This window comes from Micromonospora sp. U56 (assembly GCF_018070095.1).
Taxonomy (GTDB): Bacteria; Actinomycetota; Actinomycetes; order Mycobacteriales; family Micromonosporaceae; genus Micromonospora; species Micromonospora purpureochromogenes.
The window spans coordinates 1-13,699 of sequence record NZ_JAGPYL010000153.1 but is presented as its reverse complement, the minus strand read 5'-3'; the positions used below and the strand labels follow the sequence as shown (position 1 = coordinate 13,699).

Annotated in this window: 14 protein-coding genes; 8 read left to right on the top strand and 6 right to left on the bottom strand. The window is 74.9% G+C overall.

Annotation, left to right across the window (positions count from 1 at the left end; genetic code table 11):
* The first annotated feature begins 239 nt into the window (after positions 1-239).
* Both KBX37_RS30610 and KBX37_RS30605 read left to right on the top strand, forming a co-directional pair.
* Complete coding sequence (locus tag KBX37_RS30610) at positions 240-1,031, top strand: putative protein N(5)-glutamine methyltransferase (protein WP_210779339.1); 792 nt, start codon at positions 240-242, stop codon at positions 1,029-1,031.
* A gap of 105 nt (positions 1,032-1,136) precedes the next feature.
* Positions 1,137-2,180 carry an ROK family protein gene (locus KBX37_RS30605; protein WP_307849278.1) on the top strand — a complete coding sequence of 348 codons (1,044 nt, stop codon included), beginning with the start codon at positions 1,137-1,139 and terminating at the stop codon, positions 2,178-2,180.
* 101 nt (positions 2,181-2,281) lie between these two features.
* On the opposite strand, the gene KBX37_RS30600 is transcribed toward KBX37_RS30605, so the two are convergent.
* Both KBX37_RS30600 and KBX37_RS30595 read right to left on the bottom strand, forming a co-directional pair.
* Positions 2,282-2,482: a DUF397 domain-containing protein gene (locus tag KBX37_RS30600; RefSeq protein WP_210779338.1), complete on the bottom strand. Its 201-nt coding sequence runs from the start codon at positions 2,480-2,482 to the stop codon at positions 2,282-2,284.
* A gap of 4 nt (positions 2,483-2,486) precedes the next feature.
* Complete coding sequence (locus KBX37_RS30595; protein WP_210779337.1) at positions 2,487-3,332, bottom strand: helix-turn-helix transcriptional regulator; 846 nt, start codon at positions 3,330-3,332, stop codon at positions 2,487-2,489.
* Between the two features lie 262 nt (positions 3,333-3,594).
* On the opposite strand from KBX37_RS30595, the gene KBX37_RS30590 reads away from it, so the two are divergent.
* Positions 3,595-3,828, top strand: a complete 234-nt coding sequence (locus KBX37_RS30590) for a hypothetical protein (RefSeq protein ID WP_210779336.1) — start codon at positions 3,595-3,597, stop codon at positions 3,826-3,828.
* Between the two features lie 151 nt (positions 3,829-3,979).
* The gene (locus KBX37_RS30585) at positions 3,980-5,080 is read left to right on the top strand and encodes a D-alanine--D-alanine ligase family protein (protein ID WP_210779335.1); all 1,101 of its coding nucleotides are present in this window, start codon (positions 3,980-3,982) and stop codon (positions 5,078-5,080) included.
* A 114-nt stretch (positions 5,081-5,194) separates the two neighbouring features.
* Here KBX37_RS30585 and KBX37_RS30580 read toward each other — a convergent pair whose 3' ends face one another.
* Together KBX37_RS30580 and KBX37_RS30575 are read right to left on the bottom strand one after the other, a co-directional pair.
* Positions 5,195-5,875 (bottom strand): DUF3515 family protein, encoded by a 681-nt coding sequence (locus KBX37_RS30580; protein ID WP_374103930.1) that lies wholly within the window; start codon positions 5,873-5,875, stop codon positions 5,195-5,197.
* Positions 5,876-6,109 carry an Lrp/AsnC ligand binding domain-containing protein gene (locus KBX37_RS30575; RefSeq protein ID WP_013284547.1) on the bottom strand — a complete coding sequence of 78 codons (234 nt, stop codon included), beginning with the start codon at positions 6,107-6,109 and terminating at the stop codon, positions 5,876-5,878.
* 122 nt (positions 6,110-6,231) lie between these two features.
* Between KBX37_RS30575 and KBX37_RS30570 the strand changes: the two genes are divergently transcribed.
* Together KBX37_RS30570 and KBX37_RS30565 are read left to right on the top strand one after the other, a co-directional pair.
* Positions 6,232-7,170 carry a thiamine-phosphate kinase gene (locus KBX37_RS30570; RefSeq protein WP_210779333.1) on the top strand — a complete coding sequence of 313 codons (939 nt, stop codon included), beginning with the start codon at positions 6,232-6,234 and terminating at the stop codon, positions 7,168-7,170.
* A 22-nt stretch (positions 7,171-7,192) separates the two neighbouring features.
* Positions 7,193-7,654, top strand: coding sequence for a GNAT family N-acetyltransferase (locus tag KBX37_RS30565; protein WP_154943390.1), 462 nt, complete (start codon positions 7,193-7,195; stop codon positions 7,652-7,654).
* A 21-nt stretch (positions 7,655-7,675) separates the two neighbouring features.
* Here KBX37_RS30565 and KBX37_RS30560 read toward each other — a convergent pair whose 3' ends face one another.
* Positions 7,676-8,932 carry an ATP-grasp domain-containing protein gene (locus KBX37_RS30560; protein ID WP_210779332.1) on the bottom strand — a complete coding sequence of 419 codons (1,257 nt, stop codon included), beginning with the start codon at positions 8,930-8,932 and terminating at the stop codon, positions 7,676-7,678.
* A 211-nt stretch (positions 8,933-9,143) separates the two neighbouring features.
* Complete coding sequence (gene rpmB / locus KBX37_RS30555; protein ID WP_007456456.1) at positions 9,144-9,335, bottom strand: 50S ribosomal protein L28; 192 nt, start codon at positions 9,333-9,335, stop codon at positions 9,144-9,146.
* Between the two features lie 215 nt (positions 9,336-9,550).
* Between rpmB and KBX37_RS30550 the strand changes: the two genes are divergently transcribed.
* Both KBX37_RS30550 and recG read left to right on the top strand, forming a co-directional pair.
* Positions 9,551-11,176, top strand: coding sequence for a DAK2 domain-containing protein (locus KBX37_RS30550; protein ID WP_210779331.1), 1,626 nt, complete (start codon positions 9,551-9,553; stop codon positions 11,174-11,176).
* Positions 11,173-13,425 carry an ATP-dependent DNA helicase RecG gene (recG, locus tag KBX37_RS30545; RefSeq protein ID WP_210779330.1) on the top strand — a complete coding sequence of 751 codons (2,253 nt, stop codon included), beginning with the start codon at positions 11,173-11,175 and terminating at the stop codon, positions 13,423-13,425. The genes KBX37_RS30550 and recG overlap by 4 nt, the downstream gene beginning before the upstream one ends.
* The last annotated feature ends 274 nt before the right edge of the window (positions 13,426-13,699 follow it).

The window sequence follows — 13,699 nt, the reverse complement described above, 5'->3', positions numbered from 1 at the left end:
ACCACAAGGTGAAGCAGATCCTGCAGGACCGAACCGATCGCCACCGGACCAGACTGCCGGTCCAGGACTCCAGCCCAGCCACCGCTGGCCGGAGAGCGAATTATCCGAACGGCTCAGCTACGAGCAATGAGTAGGAAGCAGGTGAGTCCGATCCGCCAGAACGGCGCTCCCCTCCGAGTCCCCGTCGCACCGCTAGGCGACGGCCGGGAGCGCCGACGAGCGTTCCCGAAAGGCATCCCATGGCACCGACCGCGTTCCACGTCGACCGTCCCGCCCTCGTCTCGCGGCTGCGCGCCGCCGGCTGCGTCTACGCCGAGGACGAGGCGGAACTGCTCCTCACCGCCGCCGGCTCCGCCGAGACGCTGACCGCGCTCGCCGACCGCCGGGTCGCCGGCGTTCCCCTGGAACACCTGCTCGGCTGGGCCGAGTTCTGCGGGCTGCGGGTCGCCGTCGACCCCGGCGTCTTCGTGCCGCGGGGCCGTACCGCCCTGCTGGTGCAGGCCGCGGCCGCGGTCGCCGGGCCGGCGCCGGCGGTGGTCGACCTCTGCTGCGGCTCCGGCGGCACCACGCTCGCCCTCGCCGGGCGCCTCGCCCCGCGCTGGCTCGTCGCCGTCGACGTGGACCCGGCCGCGGTGGCCTGCGCCCGGCGCAACCTCGCCGGCCGCGACGTGCCGGTGCTGACCGGCGACCTGTACGACCCGCTCCCGCCGGCCTGGCGGGGGCGCCTCGACCTGGTGGTGGCCAACGCCCCGTACGTGCCGACGGAGGCGGTGGCGCTGCTGCCGGCCGAGGCGCGGCTGCACGAGGCGCCGGTGGCGCTGGACGGCGGGGCGGACGGGCTGGCCGTGCTGCGCCGGGTGGCCGCCGGGGCGGTGGACTGGCTGGCGCCCGGTGGCCACCTGGTGGTGGAGGTCAGCGAGACCCAGGCGGACGCCCTCTGCGCGGCGATGAGCGCGCTGGGGCTGGTGCCGACGGTGGTGCGGGAGCCGGAGTGGGACGCCACCGCGGTCACCGCCCGCCGGCCGGACTGACCGCCCGGCCGCCGGATCGGCGGGCGTGCTGGCCGTTCGCGGCATGGCGGGGGCGAAAGACGGGAACTAGCCTCGTTCCAAGGTCGGGCGGGAGGCGGTGGCAGCGTGGACGTGCCGGTGGTGGTCGGTCTGGACAACGGTGGCACGAGCGACAACGCCACCGTGCTCACCCTGGACGGCCGGTTCCTGGTCGACGGGCTGCTGGAGATCCCCAGCGAGGTCCAGGCCGGCCCGGAGGCGGCGATCGAGGCGCTGGCCCGCGCGCTGGACGGCGTCCTGGCGCACACCGGCGTGCCCCGCGAGCTGGTGCGGGCGGTCGGGCTGGACACGCCCGGACCGGCCAGCGCGACCGGCGTCATCTCCTCGCGGGGGTCGACCAACTTCGCCCAGCCGGCCTGGCACGGGTACGACGTGCGCGGCGCGCTGGAGCGGCGGCTCGGCCTGCCGGTGGTCTACCACAACGACGGCAACGCGGCCGCCCTCTACGCCCACCACGTCCACTTCGGAGCGGAGGCGATGGTCCGATCCTCGGTGTCGGCGATCGTCGGCACCGGGCTCGGCGGCGGTGTGGTGGAGAACGGTCGGGTGGTCACCGGCGCGGCCGGGATGGCCGGCGAGTTCGGGCACGTGCACATCCCGCTGACCGGGCTGCTCGCTCCCGGCCAGCCGGAGCCGACCTGCGCCTGCGGCTTCGTCGGGGACGCCGAGAGCATCGCCTCGCTGACCGGGATCCGGCGCAGCCTGCTGCCGTTCTGGTTGGGGCGCCACCCCGACCACCCGCTCGCCGCCGAGCCGGCCGATCGGGCCGCCAAGCTGCTGCGGGGGTACGCCGAGCGCGGCGACGAACTGGCCCGGGAGGTCTTCGCCCAGCAGGCGGCGGCGCTCGGTCGGCTGTTCACCATCGCGGCCAACTTCACCGACCCGCACGCGTACTTCGTGGGGGGTGGGGTGGTGGAGGCGGCGCCGGAGTTCCGGGAGTGGTTCCTGGCCACCGTGCGGGAGAACACCGTGCTCCGCGCCGAGCAGGCGGCGGTGGCCACCTTCGCCCTGGTGCCCGACCGCGACATGGCCGGCGCGCGCGGCGTCGCCATCGCCGCGTTGGAGGCGCTGCGCGCCGCTCCCGCCCCCCAGCCCACCCTGGCGGCCTGACCCGCCCGGGCGGCCCACCGGGTTGACCACTCCAGTTCGCGTCCCGGATCGGGCCGTCCGGGACGCGAACTCCGTGACCGACCCGATGGGTGGGGTCGCAGTCAGGGGCGGGGTGGGGCGGTGGCGAAGGCGGCCCAGGCGGCCGGGGGGAACAGCAGCAGCGGGCCAGCCGGGTCCTTCGAGTCGCGGACCGCCACCAGCTCCGGCACGGTCGCCAGCTCCACGCAGGCGCCCTGGTCCCCGCTGTATGTGCTCTTGCGCCAGCTGGCCGTCGCCAGCGCCGCGCTGATCGTCGGTGTCATGGTCCTACCGTCCCTTCAACAGTTGCAGGAGCTGGTCGCGGCTGTCCGTCGGGCTGAGCGCGACGGTCCGCAGGTGTTCCATGATCTTGGTGCAGGTACGCAGGTCGCCCGGCCGGTCGAGGACCATCTGCCCGGCGACCGTCTCCACCGAGGCGATGATCGGGTCCTCGGGGTCGGCGAACTCCAGGATGTGCAGCGAGCCGCGGGTGCCCCGGTGGTAGCCCGCCGCCAGCGGGATGACCTGCACCGTGACGTTGGGCAGCTCGGCCACCTTGAGCAGGTGGTGCAGCTGCCGCTCCATCACCGAGCGGTCACCGACCGGGCGCAGCAGCGCGCCCTCGTCGATGATCGCGTCGAAGATGGGCGGGTCGTCGGCGGTGATCCGCTGCTGCCGGTCCAGCCGTAGCTGCACCCGCTGCTCGACCTGGTCGTCGCCGAGGGTGTGCGGCCCGCCGCGCATCACGCCCCGGATGTAGTCCGCGGTCTGCAACAGGCCGGGCACCACCGAAGGCTCGAAGTTGGCGATGCCGGTCGCCTCCGCCTCCAGGGCGATGAAGTCGATGGTGCGTTTGTCCAGCAGGTGCGAGTACGGCACCCACCAGCCGGGCTTACGGGTGTCCTTGGCCAGTTGCACCGCCGCCGCGATGTCGTCCGACCCGACGCCGTAGAGGCTGAGCAGCGCGCGCACGGTGGCCGGGCTGACCAGTGTCTGGGCGTTCTCGTAGCGGGACAGGGTGCTGCGGGTGCTGTTGATCTCGTCGGCGGCGGCCTCGAGGGTCAGGCCGGCGGCCTCGCGGTGGGTGCGCAGGGCGATGCCCAGCCGGCGGGCCCGGGCGGTCTTCGGAGCCATACGTCGATGGTGACATATGTCCACGGGAACGTGTGCATGAGAGAACGTCGATGAGAGTTGCATTCACGCGTGTCCACCTGTCAATCTGTGATGGCGTCCTCACCAACGGTTGTCGTGGCGACGGCGGTGGTGAGCGACCGGAGGGGATGGGGCGCGTGGCGATCGGGTTTACTCCCCCGTACCCGATCGCCACGTGCCACCCGCGACCGTCCACCGGGAGGACTTCGCCGATGACCGTGACCGGACACCGGGGCGAGCGGCGATGACCCGCTTCCTCGTGGTGCTCACCGACGTCCGCCCCGTGGAGGGCGAGATCCGGGACGAGCGACGGGCCCCCGAGCGGCGCCGGCAGGTGGTCGGCGCGAGTAGCCGGGAGGCCGCCGACCGGATAGCCGGGGCGTTCATGGCGCTGGGCATGGTGCGCGCCGGACGGCAGCGGGTGAAGGTGATCGCCGTCGGCCGCCGGCACGGCGTCGTCACCGTCGGAGGCGACTGAGTCGACTACGCACCGTATCGGTTCGGGTGACCGTTTGCGAGGGAGGTACGCGTCCTCCCGGGTATCACCATCGGCGCGCCGCCACCCACAGTAAGGTCGACCGGGTGAGCGCCGCTGGCGGCTCCGCAGTCGCGTACCGAGAGGTGACCCAGTGACCACCCCAGGCAAGACCCGCGTGGCGATCGTCTTCGGCGGCCGCAGCCCCGAGCACGGCATCTCCTGCGTCAGCGCCGGCAGTGTGCTCGGCGCGCTGGACCCCGACGAGTTCGAGGTGGTGCCGGTCGGCATCACCCGCCAGGGGCAGTGGGTGCTGGCCAGCGGTGACCCGACCCGGCTCGCCATCAGCGACCGCAAGCTGCCGGAGATCACCGCCGGCTCCGGTGCCGAGGTGGTGCTCCGCGCCGACCCGACCGCGGGTGGCCTGCTGGTGCTCGACCCGACCGAGGGGCCCCGGGCGCTCGCCGACGTGGACGTGGTCTTCCCGGTGCTGCACGGCGCGTACGGCGAGGACGGCACCATCCAGGGCATGCTGGAGATGGCCGACATCCCGTACGTCGGGGCGAACGTCTTCGCCTCCGCCGCCGCCATGGACAAGGAGTTCACCAAGAAGCTCTGCGCCGCCGAGGGCATCCCGGTCGGCCCGTACGCGGTGCTGCGCAACGGGATGACCCTCAGCGAGCAGGACAAGCAGCGCCTCGGCCTGCCGGTCTTCGTCAAGCCGTCCCGGGCCGGCTCGTCGTTCGGCATCACCAAGGTCGACGACTGGGCGCAGCTCGACGCGGCGGTCGCCACCGCCCGCGAGATCGACACCAAGGTGCTGGTCGAGGGCGCAATTGTCGGCCGGGAGATCGAGTGCGGGGTGCTGGAGGGCGAGGCCGGCGGCGCGCCCGAGGCCTCCGTGCTGGCCGAGGTGCGGGTGGTCTCCGGCCACGACTGGTACGACTTCGAGGCCAAGTACATCGACGACGCCTGCGAGTACGACATCCCCGCCGGGCTGCCGGACGAGGTGACCCGGCAGGTGCGCGAGTACGCCACCCGGGCCTTCACCGCGCTGGACTGCTCCGGCCTGGCCCGGGTCGACTTCTTCGTCACCCCGGAGCTGGACGTCTACCTCAACGAGATCAACACGATGCCGGGCTTCACCCCGACGTCGATGTTCCCCCGGATGTGGGCGGCCTCCGGCCTGGAGTACCCCAAGCTGGTCAACCGCCTCATCCGCACCGCTCTGCACCGCAACGCCGGCCCCCGCTGACCCGCGCCCACCCCGCTCGAGATCCGCCCACTTTCACGGAAAGAGTGGCCATCCGCGCCCGAATGGCCACTCTTTCTCAGAAAGTGCACCCGAGTGGGGGCGTGGGGCGAGGGGTCAGGCGGTGCAGCCGGCGGGGGTGTCGCCTGCGGAGGGGACCGAGGCGACCACGGCGTCGGCGAGCGGGGCGATCCACTGCAACGGCTGCTCGTACGCGCGGGGGACGGTCACCCGGACGGCGGTCTCCCGGTCGACGGTGGTGAGCACGGTCGCGTCGGCCTCCTCGGCCGCGTACCAGCAGACCTTGTTGATCGTCCAGACGTCGCCGGTGGCCGGGACGGCCGGCTCGGCGCCGCCGCAGGCCACGGTGAGGGCCGGGTCGCCGTACGCGGCGTTCTGCTCGGCGCCGGCGGTCACCGGCCGCTGGGTCAGGTCCCGCACCGACGGCGGCAGCTGCGACATCAGCGCCCGGCAGACGGTGGCCGGCCGGGTGGCCAGCGCCGGGGCGGCCATCTCGACCGGGGTGGTGGACTGCGGGCGGGCGGTGGTGGCGGTGGGGCTGGGCGCGGCGGCCGGGGTGTCCGGCGCCAGCTTGGCGAAGGTGAACCCGGCCACGGCCACCGTCACCGGCACCGCGACCAGGGTGGCGACCAGCGCGGCCCGGCGGGTCGACCGGTCCCAGCCCGGCTTGCGGGCGGCGGTCGGCGCGGCCGGCTCGCGGGCGGCGGTCTGCTCGGTCGGCTTGCGGCCGGCGGTCTGCTCGGTGCCGGCGGTCGGGGAGGAAGACATCTCGTCCACTTACAGCCGCACCACCGAACACGTGAGGGTGCGGGTGATGCCGGGCACCATCTGCACCTTGCTGACGATGAGTTTGCCGAGCTCGTCGACGGTGTTCGCCTCGGTGAGCACCACCACGTCGTACGGCCCGGTGACGGCGTCGACCCGTACCACGCCGGCAAGGTCCGCGATCAGCCCGGCCACGTCACGCGCCCGGCCGACCTCGGTCTGGATGAGGATGTATGCCTGTACCACGACTCGACCTCCGTCCGTCGCCGCCCGTGGGCGGCCCGAAGGGTGAAAGTACCTTACGGAGCAGGCGTGATCCCTATCGGTGGTCGAGGGGATGCAGTGAGCGAGCGCGGCGAGGGAGTGGCATGAGTGTCGGGGGTGTCGGGGAGTTCGGCCTGATCGACCGGGTGACCGCGCGGCTGACGTACGGATCGGGCTGCCTGCTCGGTCCGGGCGACGACGGCGCGGTGGTGGCCGCCCCGGACGCGCGGGTGGTCGCGTCGACGGACGTGCTGGTCGAGGGGCGGCACTTCCGGCGGGACTGGTCCGGCGCGCGGGACGTCGGGCAGCGGGCGGCGGCGGCCAACCTGGCCGACATCGCCGCCATGGGGGCCACCCCCACCGCGCTGCTGGTCGCCCTCTGCATGCCGGCGGACCTGGAGACGGCCTGGGCGGAGGAGTTGGCCGACGGGCTGGCCGCGGAGGCGGCCAAGGTGGGGGCCAGCGTGGTGGGCGGGGACATGTCCGCCAGCCCGACCCTGACCATCGCCGTCACCGCCCTCGGCGACCTCGGCGGCCGGGCGCCGGTGGTGCGCTCCGGGGCGCGGCCCGGGGACGTGGTGGCGGTGGCCGGGCGCAGCGGCTGGGCGGCGGCCGGGCTGACCGTGCTCTCCCGCGGGTTCCGCACGCCCCGGCTGCTGGTCGAGGCGTACCGGCGGCCGGAGGTGCCGTACGCCGCCGGCCCGCACGCGGCCCGGCTCGGTGCCACCGCCATGATCGACATCTCGGACGGGCTGCTGGCCGACCTGGGGCACGTGGCGAAGGCCAGCGGGGTCGGCCTCGACGTGCACCGGGACGCCTTCGAGGTGCCCCGGCAGATGCGCGACGCCGCGCAGGCGCTCGGCGTCGACCCGTACTCGTGGATCCTCGGCGGGGGCGACGACCACGCGCTGGCCGCGACCTTCCCGCGCTCGGTGGCCCTGCCCGACGAGTGGCGGCCGGTCGGCCGGGTGGTGGCGGGCACCGGCGTCACCGTCGACGGTGAGAAGTACGACGGTCGGGGCGGCTGGGACCACTTCCGGTAAGGGGTGGTCGTACCCTTCACCCGTGAGTGAGATCGAGATTCGCGCGCTGGCGTTCGACTCGCCGGTGGCGCGGTCGCTGATCCGCGCGGCCCTGGCCGACCTGGGCCAGCGGTACGGCGGCAGCGGCGACGAGACGCCGGTCGACGCGGCCGAGTTCGTCCCACCGCAGGGCGCCTTCCTGGTCGCGTACCTCGACGGCGAACCGGTCGGCTGCGGCGGCTGGCGCAGCCACGGCGACGACACCGCCGAGCTGAAGCGGATGTACACCGCCCCGACCGCCCGGGGCCGTGGGGTGGCCCGCGCCGTGCTGGCCGCCGTCGAGGAGTCCGCGCGTTACCACGGGCGCAAGCGGATGATCCTGGAGTGCGGCGACAAGCAGCCCGAGGCGATCGGCATGTACACCTCCGCCGGGTACGAGCGGATCCCCAACTTCGGCTTCTACGCCGACGCGCCGGGCTGCCTCTCCTTCGGCCGTACCCTCTGACCCGGCCCGGCGGGGTCGGTCTCAGCCGACGCTGATCTCCACCAGCCCCGCCGCGTGCCGGGCGGCCCGGGTCGCCTCGGCGGGGTCGTCGCCCCAGGCCAGAACCAGACCGCTGCGCCGGGCCGAGCAGACCACCTCGCCGAGGGTGTCGCCGACCGCGACGTCCACCTGCGCGCTGAGCACCCCGGGCGCCCGCAGCGCGGCGCGCACGCCTGTCACGGCGGTCACCGTGCCGGGCGGGGCGAGCAGGAACTCCACCGCTGCCGCGCCCGCCGGCCGGGCCGGCAGCGCGGGCCGTTCGCCGCGCAGCAGCCGCAGGTACGCGGGGATGAACCCGCAGTCGTACGCGACCGAGACCAGCGCGGCGATCATGTCACCGGGCAGTCGGGCGGCGCACTCCACCAGGGTCGGCACCCCGTCGGCGATGATCCACTCGCTGTGCAGCACCCCGGTGCGGAACCCGGCCGCCGCCGCCAGCCGGGTGGCGACCTCGACCAGCTCGGCCCGGGCGGCCGGGGGCAGGGCCGACGGCACGGTGTGACCGGTCTCGACCGGTCGGGGGCCCGGCAGCACCCGCTTGTCGGTGACGTTGGCGAAGCACACCTCGCCCTCGGCGACCAGCAGCTCGACGCTGTGCTCCGGGCCGACGACCAGCTGCTCGACCAGCACCTCGGTGGGCAGGCCCCGGTCGGTGGCCTCGGGCGGCTCCTCCGGCGTCGCGGTCGACGCCCAGGCCGAGGCGATCGCCGCCGGTTCGGTGAGCAGCTGCACGCCCAGGCTGCCGGAGCGCCGGGTCGGCTTCAGCACACACCGGCCGCCGAAGCGCTCCGCGAAGGCCGCCGCCCGCTCGGGCGTGCCGACGAGCTCGTACGCCGGGTTGGGCAGCCCGGCCCCGGCCGCGACCTGCCGCATCCGGTGCTTGTCGGCGAAGATCTCGGCGGCCTCCGGGCCGGCGCCGGGAAGGCCGAGCCGGTCGGCCAGGCGGGCGGCGGCCGGGACGGCGTACTCGATGCCGGGCACCACCAGCCGCGCGGCGGCCAGCCCCGGTTCCCGGGCCAGCAGCGCGTCGACGTCCAGCCCGGTCTGGTACTCGGCGGGCACCACCCGCGAGACGACGGGCAGGTCGGCCGCGAGCGCCGCGACGTCCCGGCGGTGGATGACGTCGGGCTCCTCGACCAGCACCACGGCACCGAGCGGGAGTTGCTCGTCGAGCCAGCGCAGCATGCCGAGCGCCGCGCCGATGAGGATCAGCTCGTCGCGGCCCAGGTCCAGGTCCACCGGTCGGTCCTCCGTACGGCGTCGGTGCGCCGAGGCCGGAGACCGGTCGGTCGGGCGGCGCAGGCAGACCGTAGCGGGGCGCCCGGGGCGAGTCGAGAGAGTCGTCGGGGACCGGTCACCGGTGCGGCGAACGGCCCCGGACACGACAGCACCGGCGGACCGTCACGGCCCGCCGGTGCTGGCGAATGTTCGAGCTGGAGGCGTTACCGCGTCAGGCGCGGGTGACCTTGCCGGCCTTGATGCACGAGGTGCAGACCTGCAACTTCTTGGTGTTACCGCCACCGGCCGGGGTACGCACCGACTGGATGTTCGGGTTCCAGCGGCGGTTGGTCCGCCGGTGCGAGTGGGACACGTTGTGGCCGAAGCCCGGTCCCTTGCCACAGACGTCGCACACGCTAGCCACGGGATACTCCTGGGATTGATACGTTCATGAGGTCGCCGGCAGGCGCTGCCCGGGCAACCTGGCCAGGTTACCCGATGAACGGGGGGTCCGACCAACCGCCCCGGAGGGACCGGCCGGCCGTGAGCCGGGCCACCGTCACGGCGGGCGCGGGAGACACGCCGGGGCGGGCTGTCCGGCGCGGGCGGGTGTCGGTGCGCGACAGTAGGCTTCTGGCCGTGCTGGACACCCTCGACGCCGCCGCGGTGCGCCGCTGGTGCGCGGGTGGGCTCACCGCGCTGCGGCGCCACCAGGGCGAGATCGACGAGCTCAACGTCTACCCCGTCCCCGACGGCGACACCGGCACCAACATGGTGCTCACCCTCACCTCCGCCCAGCAGGCGCTGGCGATGGACCTCGACACCCTCCCGGGCGACGGGCCCACCGCGCACGGGCACGCGCTGCGGCTGATGGCGCGCGGGGCGCTGCTCGGCGCCCGGGGCAACTCCGGGGTGATCCTGTCGCAGATCCTGCGCGGCCTGGCCGACGCGCTCGCCTCCGTCCCGGCCGTCGCCGGCCGGGAGCTGGCCGTCGCGCTGCGCGTCGCCGCCGACGCGGCCTACGCGGCCGTCGCCCGCCCGGTGGAGGGGACACTGCTGACCGTGGTCGCGGCCGCCGCGACCGCCGCCGAGCAGGCCGACAGCGACGACCTGCGAACGGTGGCCCGGGCGGCGGCGGGCGAGGCGGCCCGCGCCCTGGCCCGCACCCCGGAGCAGCTGCCCGAGCTGGCCCGGGCCGGCGTCGTCGACGCCGGCGGCCGGGGGCTCTGCCTGCTGCTCGACGCGCTGGTCGAGGTGGTCACCGGGGAGAGCCCACCCCGGCCGGCGCCGGTGACCCGGGCGGTCCGCCCGCCGCTCACCACCGTCCGCGAGGCCGGCTCCGACGAGTACGCGTACGAGGTGCAGTTCCTGCTCGACGCCGACCACGAGGCGGTGGCCGGGATGCGCGCCGAGCTGGCCGGGCTGGGCGACTCGCTGGTGGTGGTCGGCGACGGCGCCTCACCGGCGACCTCCACCACCTGGAACGTGCACGTGCACGTCAACGACGTGGGCGCCGCGGTCGAGGCGGGCGTGGTCGCCGGCCGGCCGTACCGGATCTCGGTGACCCGCTTCGCCGACCAGACCGCGCCGGCGCCCCGGCCCGGCCCGTCCGCCGACGGTCGGGCGGCCGTGGTGGTCGCGGCCGGCGCGGGCATCGCGGAGCTCTTCGCCGGCGAGGGCGCCACGGTCGTGCCGGGCAACCCGTCCGCCGGCGAGCTGCTGGACGCGATCCGCGCCACCGACGCGGCCCGCGTGGTGGTGCTCCCCAACGACCCGAACACCCAGGCCGTGGCGAGCGCCGCCGCGAAGGAGGCACACCGGCTGGGCATCAAGGTCAGCGTCGTGCCGACCCGCTCGCCGGTGCAGGCGCTGGCCGCGCTCGCGGTGCGCGACCCCCGGCGACGCTTCGAGGACGACGTGATCGCGATGGCCGAGGCCGCCGGGGCCTGCCGGTACGCCGAGGTGTGCCACGCCAGCCGCGAAGCGTTGACCGTGGCCGGCCCCTGCCGCCCGGGCGACGTGCTGGCGCTGGTCGAGGGGGAGGTGCACCTGATCGGCGCCGACCTGGTCGACACCTGCGCCGCGGTGGTCGACCGGATGCTGGGCGGCGGTGGTGAGCTGGTCACCCTGCTCACCGGCGCGGACGCCCCGGACGGTCTCGCCGACGCGGTGCGCGCGCACGTCGGCCGGCGCTGGCCGTTCGTCGAGGTGCAGGCGTACCCGGGCGGCCAGCCGCACTATCCGCTCCTGGTGGGGGTCGAATGACGTCCGAGCCGTCCACGGTGGACACGCCGCTGAAGAAGCTGGTCGGGGAGAAGACGGCCAAGGCCCTGGCCGGCCACCTCGACCTGCACACCGCCGGCGACCTGATCTACCACTTCCCCCGCCGGTACGACGAGCGCGGCGAGCACACCGACATCCGCTCCCTCGACGTGGGAGAGCAGGTCACCGTGCTGGCCCAGGTGCAGCGCACGGCGGTGCGGCCGATGCGCCAGCGCCGGGGCAACCTGCTGGAGGTCACCGTCGGCGACGACTCCGGCGGCGTGCTCACCCTGACCTTCTTCGGCAACCAGGCGTGGCGGGAGCGGGAGCTGCGCCCCGGGCGCTGGGGGCTCTTCGCCGGCAAGGTCACCGAGTTCCGGGGCAAGCGGCAGCTCAACGGCCCGGAATACCAGCTCCTCGGGGACTCGACCGACGGCGAGGCGGCGGCGAGCGAGGAGATCGAGGAGTTCGCCGGCGCGCTGATCCCGGTCTACCCGGCCGCCGCGGCCGTACCGACCTGGGTGATCGCCCGCTGCGTCCGGGTGGTGCTGGACACCTTCACCCCGCCGGAGGACCCGCTGCCGGCGACCGTGCGGGCCGGGCGCAACCTGGTCGGCATCGGCGCCGCCCTGCGCGAGATCCACCGCCCCTCCAGCAAGGAGGAGCTGTACCGGGCACGCCGCCGGCTCAAGTGGGACGAGGCGTTCGCCGTCCAGCTCACCCTGGTGCAGCTCAAGCACCGGGCGGCGTCCTGGCCGGCCCGGCCCCGCCCGCCGAAGCCCGGCGGGCTGCTCGATGCGTTCGACGCCCGGCTGCCGTACGAGCTGACCCCCGGGCAGCGCGACGTCGGCGTCGAGATCGCCGCCGACCTGGCCACCCCGCACCCCATGCACCGGCTGTTGCAGGGCGAGGTGGGTTCCGGCAAGACGGTGGTGGCGCTGCGGGCCATGCTCCAGGTGGTCGACGCCGGGGGGCAGGCGGCGCTGCTCGCGCCGACCGAGGTGCTCGCCGCGCAGCACTACCGGGACATGCTGGACCTGCTCGGTCCGCTGGCGACGGCCGGGGAGCTGGGCGCGGCCGACGACGCCACCCGGGTGGAGCTGGTCACCGGTTCGCTCGGGGCGGCGGCCCGGCGGCGGGCGCTGACCGAGGTCGCCGAGGGGCGGGCCGGCATCGTGCTCGGCACCCACGCCCTGCTGTACGAGGGGGTGGACTTCGCCGACCTGGGCCTGGTGGTCGTCGACGAGCAGCACCGGTTCGGCGTCGAGCAGCGTGACGCGCTGCGGTCCAAGGCCGACCAGCCGCCGCACGTGCTGGTGATGACCGCTACCCCGATCCCGCGCACGGTGGCGATGACGGTCTACGGCGACCTGGAGACCTCCACCCTGTCCCAGCTGCCGCAGGGCCGCTCGCCGATCGCCTCGCACGTGGTGCCGGCGGCGGAGAAACCGGCCTTCCTGGACCGGGCGTGGCGCCGGCTGCGCGAGGAGGTCGCCGCCGGCCACCAGGCGTACGTGGTGTGCCCCCGGATCGGGGATTCGAGGTCCGGGGCCGGAGCGGCCAACGCGGAGGCGCCGGACTTCGAACCAGGGCCGGCGAGTGAGGAGGAGCCGCCCCGGGAGGACGACAACGGGCGGCGGCCCCCGCTGGCCGTGACGGAGGTGGCGCCGCTGCTCGCCGAGGGGCCGCTGCACGGCCTGCGGATCGGTGTCCTGCACGGCAAGCTGCCCGCCGACGAGAAGGACGCGGTGATGCGCTCCTTCGCCGACGGCAAACTGGACGTGCTCGTCGCCACCACCGTGGTCGAGGTCGGCGTCAACGTGCCGAACGCCACCGTGATGATCGTGCTGGACGCCGACCGGTTCGGCGTCTCCCAGCTGCACCAGCTGCGCGGCCGGGTGGGTCGGGGCACCGCCCCCGGGCTCTGCCTGCTGGTGACCGAGGCGGCCGAGGGGTCCTCGGCCCGGGAACGCCTGGACGCCGTGGCCTCCACCACGGACGGTTTCAAGCTGGCCGAGCTGGACCTGGAACAGCGCCGGGAGGGCGACGTGCTCGGCGCCACCCAGTCGGGTCGCCGCTCGCACCTGCGGCTGCTGTCGCTGCTGCGCGACACCGACCTGATCCGCGACGCCCGCGCCGAGGCGATCGCCCTGGTCGAGGAGGACCCGGAGCTGGACCGGCACCCGGCGCTGGCCGCGTCGGTGGCCGCGCTGGTCGACGAGGAACGCGCCGAGTACCTGGAAAAGGGCTGACCCCCGGGGCGTAGCGCGTCCCGCGCGGCTGCGTCCCGCGCGGCGGGTTCCGCACGGCTGCGCGCCGCCCCGGCGGGGTGTGGGCCGGGTGTTGCCGAATCGTCGGGCTGTCGGTTCGTCCCGCCTTGCGAGGCACGTCACCCCCTGCGCGTCCTTTCGAGCTGATGACGTAGACGATTCACGGTGCCCTGCCCCGCACTGTCCCGCCCCGCCCCGCACGCCCTGTCCCGCCCCCCCCAGTCCCCCCCCGCCCCCCACCCCCCTGGCGGCCAGC